This is a genomic window from Arthrobacter sp. 9MFCol3.1 (assembly GCF_000620385.1).
Classification (GTDB): domain Bacteria; phylum Actinomycetota; class Actinomycetes; order Actinomycetales; family Micrococcaceae; genus Arthrobacter.
Map to the genome: position 1 here is coordinate 1 of NZ_JIBJ01000029.1, position 4,840 is coordinate 4,840.

Below are 4,840 nucleotides of genomic sequence, written 5' to 3' on the forward strand. Positions count from 1 at the left end.
GCCATGGTCGCCATCCGCGCCGAGATCGACCAGGTGGCCCACGGCGACTTCACCGTGGAGCACAGCCCGCTGCGCAACGCCCCGCACACCGCGGCTGCCGTGATCAGCACCGACTGGACCCGCGAGTACCCACGCGAACAGGCCGTCTTCCCGGTCCACACGCTCAGGCAGGACAAGTACTTCCCTCCGGTCGGCCGGATCGACGGCGCCGCCGGTGACCGCAACCTGATCTGCTCCTGCCCTCCTCTCGAAGCCTTCGAAGAAGACACAGCAGCCCACTCCGACGACTCCGCCAACTCCGCCTCTAACAACTAGGGACAGCCAACGATGACTGAGAACTACACGGCACTTTACGAAGAGCACAAGAAGCTCGGCGCCTCCTTCACGGACTTCGGCGGCTGGCAGATGCCCCTGAAGTACAGCTCCGAACTCGCCGAGCACCACGCCGTCCGCAACTCCGCGGGCCTGTTCGACCTCTCCCACATGGGCGAAGTCTGGGTCACCGGCCCGGACGCCGCAGCCTTCCTGGACTACGCCCTCGTGGGCAAGATCTCCGCGATGGCCATCGGCAAGGCCAAGTACTCGCTGATCTGCAACGAGGACGGCGGCATCATTGACGACCTCATCACCTACCGCCGTGGCGAGCAGAAGTTCCTCGTGGTCCCCAACGCGGGCAACGCCAAGGTCGTGGCCGCGGCCCTGGCTGAGCGTGTTTCCGGCCAAGAAGGCGGATTCGACGTCACCGTCCAGGACGCGTCCGCAGAAACCTCGCTGATCGCCGTCCAGGGACCCAAGGCGCAGGAAATCCTGCTCCGCCTGGTCCCCGCCGCGCAGCACGAACTCGTCACCGGCCTGAAGTACTACGCCGCCGTGGACGTCCCGTTCATGTTCGGCGGCGCCAGCCAGGACCTCCTGCTGGCCCGCACCGGCTACACCGGTGAAGACGGCTTCGAGATCTTCGTCGCGAACGACGACGCCGCAGCCCTCTGGCAGGCACTCGTCGCCATCGCCGAGGACGGCGAGCTGACCCCCGCCGGGCTCGCGTCCCGCGACTCGCTCCGCCTCGAAGCCGGCATGCCGCTCTACGGCAACGAGCTCTCCCTCGAAGGCGATCCGTTCGCCGCCGGCCTGGGCCCCGTCGTCGCGCTGTCCAAGGAAGGCGACTTCATTGGCAAGGCTGCCCTCGCCGCCAAGAAGGAAGCCGGCGCCGGCGCCACCACGGGCCGCAAGCTCGTCGGGCTCAAGGGCCTCGGACGCCGGGCCGGCCGCGGCCACTACCCGGTCCTCAAGGACGGCAACGTCGTCGGTGAGGTCACCTCCGGCCAGCCCAGCCCGAGCCTCGGCTACCCGGTCGCGATGGCCTACGTCGACGTCGAATTCACCGAGCCCGGCACCGCCCTGGACATCGACCTCCGCGGCAAGGCCGAGCCGTTCGAAGTGGTCGCACTGCCGTTCTACAAGCGCCAAAAGTAGCCCGCCGCGGCCTGTCCCGGTGTCCGCCTAGTGGCTGGCGCCGGGGCTGTCCGTCTGGGTTTTCACGCGTGCTCGCTCGTTTGACCCGCCGTCCCCCTAACCTCGCAAGCTCGGTCAGGGAACCCGGACGGCGGCCACTCGCTTAGACGCACGCTTTCGAAAACCCAGCCCGGCCAGCCCCTCGGGGGCACGTCGCCTTCGAGACATCACGCCACATCCGGACCAACGGGAAACCGGCGCCTTCGAAAGCCAAGATGCTGGGGGATGAACCGCCTGCCGCGGGTTGGCTTGTCCCAACGGTGTGCCACGCAAGCTCGATCATTGGGGGTTGAGCTTGATGACACCCTTGAGGCCAAGGAGCAGCCCGGCTCTGGAAGATATCGAAAGGCCACAGTTTCTTCCGAGGAACCGTTGGCCCTGAAAACTGAACTGAATAACGGCGGGTGAGGGAATTCCGGAAGCGTGCGTCTAAGGGAGCGTCGCGTCCGCTCAGCGGGCGCCCTCGCGACCGAGCACGCGTGGGCCCACGCCATCAGGGTTCCCTGACCGAGCTTGCGAGGTTAGGGAGATGGTGGGGAGGAATTCGCTCATCCGCCACCCAACCCGGCCACGGTCGGTAGGCATCCCAGCCACAATTGATTTAGCCCACGACTTCTAAAACGCAAAGGAAAAACACATGGCAAAAGTTGCCCCTGAACTGCAGTACTCCGACGAGCACGAGTGGGTTGCGCGGGATTCCGGCAACGCCGGATCCAACGTTGTGTCCATCGGCATCTCCGCCGTCGCCACGGACGCCCTGGGCGACATTGTGTATGTTGATCTGCCCGAGGTCGGGTCGACGGTGACTGCGGGGGAGACGTGCGGCGAGGTTGAGTCGACCAAGTCCGTTTCGGACCTGTACGCTCCGGTGACGGGCGAGGTGACCGAAATCAACGCGGCGGTCGTCGATGATCCCGCGTTGATCAACAGCGATCCGTACGGTGCCGGGTGGCTGTTCAAGGTGGCGGTCGTTGAAGAGGGTCCGCTGCTTTCGGCGCAGGAGTATGCGTCCAAGAACGGTGGCGAGCTGTGAGCGGCGCCACCGCAGGCATGCAGACTCTGGCGTTTGAGCAGGTTGTTTCCCCGAGTCTGGACGCGGAGCTGTCCGCCTTGGACCCGGAGATCGCCGCGCGGATCGATGCCGAGCTGACCCGCCAGCGGGACGGGCTGGAGATGATCGCGTCGGAGAACCACACGGCCAGGGCGGTGATGCAGGCGCAGGGTTCGGTGCTGACGAACAAGTATGCCGAGGGTTACCCGGGGAAGCGCTATTACGGCGGCTGCGAGCACGTGGATGTGGTCGAGCAGCTCGCGATCGACCGGGTCAAAGCCCTGTTCGGTGCCGGGTTCGCGAACGTCCAGCCGCACTCCGGCGCGCAGGCCAATGCCTCCGTGATGCACGCCCTGATCCGGCCCGGGGACACCATCATGGGCCTGAACCTGGCCCACGGCGGGCACCTGACGCACGGCATGAAGATCAACTTCTCCGGCCGGCTCTACAACGTCATCCCGTACCAGGTCCGTGAAGAGGACCACCGGATCGACATGGCCGAGGTCGAGCGCCTGGCCCAGGAGCACAAGCCGGCGCTGATCGTGGCCGGCTGGTCCGCGTACGCCCGACAGCTGGACTTCGCCGAGTTCCGCCGGATCGCGGACTCGGTGGGCGCCTACCTGATGGTGGACATGGCGCACTTCGCCGGGCTCGTCGCGGCCGGGCTGCACCCCTCCCCGGTCCCGCACGCGCACGTGACGACCTCCACGACGCACAAGACCCTGGCCGGTCCGCGCGGCGGCATCATCCTCTCCAACGACGCCGACATCGCCAGGAAGATCAACTCGGCGGTGTTCCCCGGCCAGCAGGGCGGACCGCTGGAGCACGTCATCGCCGGGAAGGCCGTGGCCTTCAAGATCGCCGCGTCCGCGGAGTTCAGGGAACGCCAGGAGCGCGTGCTCGCCGGCGCCCGGATCCTGGCCGAGCGGCTGGTCCAGGACGACGTGACCGCGAAGGGGATCAACGTGATTTCCGGCGGCACCGACGTGCACCTGGTCCTGGTGGACCTGCGCGACTGCGAGCTCAACGGTCAGGAGGCCGAGGACCGCCTCGCGGAAATCGACATCACGGTCAACCGCAACGCGGTCCCGTTCGACCCGCGCCCGCCGATGGTCACCTCCGGGCTGCGGATCGGCACCCCCGCGCTGGCCACCCGCGGTTTCGGCGGGGCGGCCTTCGCGGAGGTTGCGGACATCATCGCCGAGGCGTTGATCGCCGACGCCGGCGCGGACCTGTCCGGTCTGCGCGCCCGGGTTCAGGCACTCGCCGCCGCCCACCCGCTCTACCCCTCGGTTGATAACCTCGCCTAAGGGACGTATGACAGAAGTAGACGCAGTGCAGAAGTAGACGCAGTGCAGATCACGACGGCGGGCTGCGGCCACAAGCCGCCGCCCGGCGTCGTGCCTCCGGCGGCACTGCGCCGCCACAAGCTGCCGCCCGGCGTCGTGCCTCCGGCGGCACTGCGCTTCCCGGTGGAACGTACCGCCCACCCGGCGGCCGTACCGCTTTCCGGCAGGACCCTCTGCCGGGCCACAGCAAGACCTAGTTAGGAACCGACAATGGCTGTTGGAGTCTTCGACCTCTTTTCCATCGGAATAGGGCCATCCAGCTCGCACACGGTGGGGCCCATGCGGGCCGCCGCCGTCTTCGCCGAGGAACTCAAGACCTCCGGTGACCTGGAGAAGGTGGCGTCGCTGCGCGTGGACCTCTACGGCTCCCTGGCCGCCACCGGGCACGGCCACGGCACCATGACCGCGATCCTGCTCGGCCTGGAAGGCTACCACCCCGAGCTGATCCTGCCCGAGGAAGTGGAGGAACGGCTCGCCGCGATCGCCGAGACCGGGAAACTGCAGCTGGCCGGCTCCGTGCAGCTGCCGTACGGGGTGAAGGACATCGTCCTGCGCCCCCTGACCATCCTGCCCCGGCACACCAACGGCATGACCTTCACCGTTTCCGGCACCGACGGCGAAGTCCTGCACACCGCCACGTTCTTCTCCGTCGGCGGCGGCTTCATCGTGCGCGAGGGCGAGGAGGACGCGGCGCTGAAGGAACTCGATGAATCGAAGAAGGAACTGCCGCTGCCGTTCCGCACGGCCGCGGAACTGCTGGGCCGCTGCCAGTCCAAGGGCCTCTCGATCGGGGAGATCATGTTCGTCAACGAGCGCGCCTCCCGGACCGAGGCGGAGATCCGCGACGGGCTGCTGCACATCTATTCGGTGATGGAGGGCTGCGTCGAGGTCAGCCTCAAACGCGAGGGGCTGCTGCCCGGCGGGCTCA

Annotated in this window: 4 protein-coding genes and 1 pseudogene; all 5 read left to right on the forward strand. The window is 67.4% G+C overall.

All coding sequences use genetic code 11. The features are described 5' to 3' along the window. Positions 1–315: pseudogene (locus tag C560_RS22295) on the forward strand (glycine dehydrogenase (aminomethyl-transferring)); the annotation flags it as partial. Positions 316–327: 12 nt separating this feature from the next. Beyond that, positions 328–1,473 carry a glycine cleavage system aminomethyltransferase GcvT gene (gcvT, locus tag C560_RS0117380; RefSeq protein ID WP_026539153.1) on the forward strand — a complete coding sequence of 382 codons (1,146 nt, stop codon included), beginning with the start codon at positions 328–330 and terminating at the stop codon, positions 1,471–1,473. Between the two features lie 676 nt (positions 1,474–2,149). Beyond that, positions 2,150–2,545, forward strand: a complete 396-nt coding sequence (gene gcvH / locus C560_RS0117385) for a glycine cleavage system protein GcvH (RefSeq protein WP_026539154.1) — start codon at positions 2,150–2,152, stop codon at positions 2,543–2,545. A 17-nt stretch (positions 2,546–2,562) separates the two neighbouring features. Beyond that, entirely contained in the window at positions 2,563–3,873 is a 1,311-nt protein-coding gene (glyA, locus tag C560_RS0117390; protein ID WP_026539155.1) for a serine hydroxymethyltransferase, read from the forward strand. 249 nt (positions 3,874–4,122) lie between these two features. Continuing rightward, a partial coding sequence (locus C560_RS0117395; protein WP_026539156.1) for a serine dehydratase beta chain occupies positions 4,123–4,840 on the forward strand: 718 nt, incomplete at its 3' end.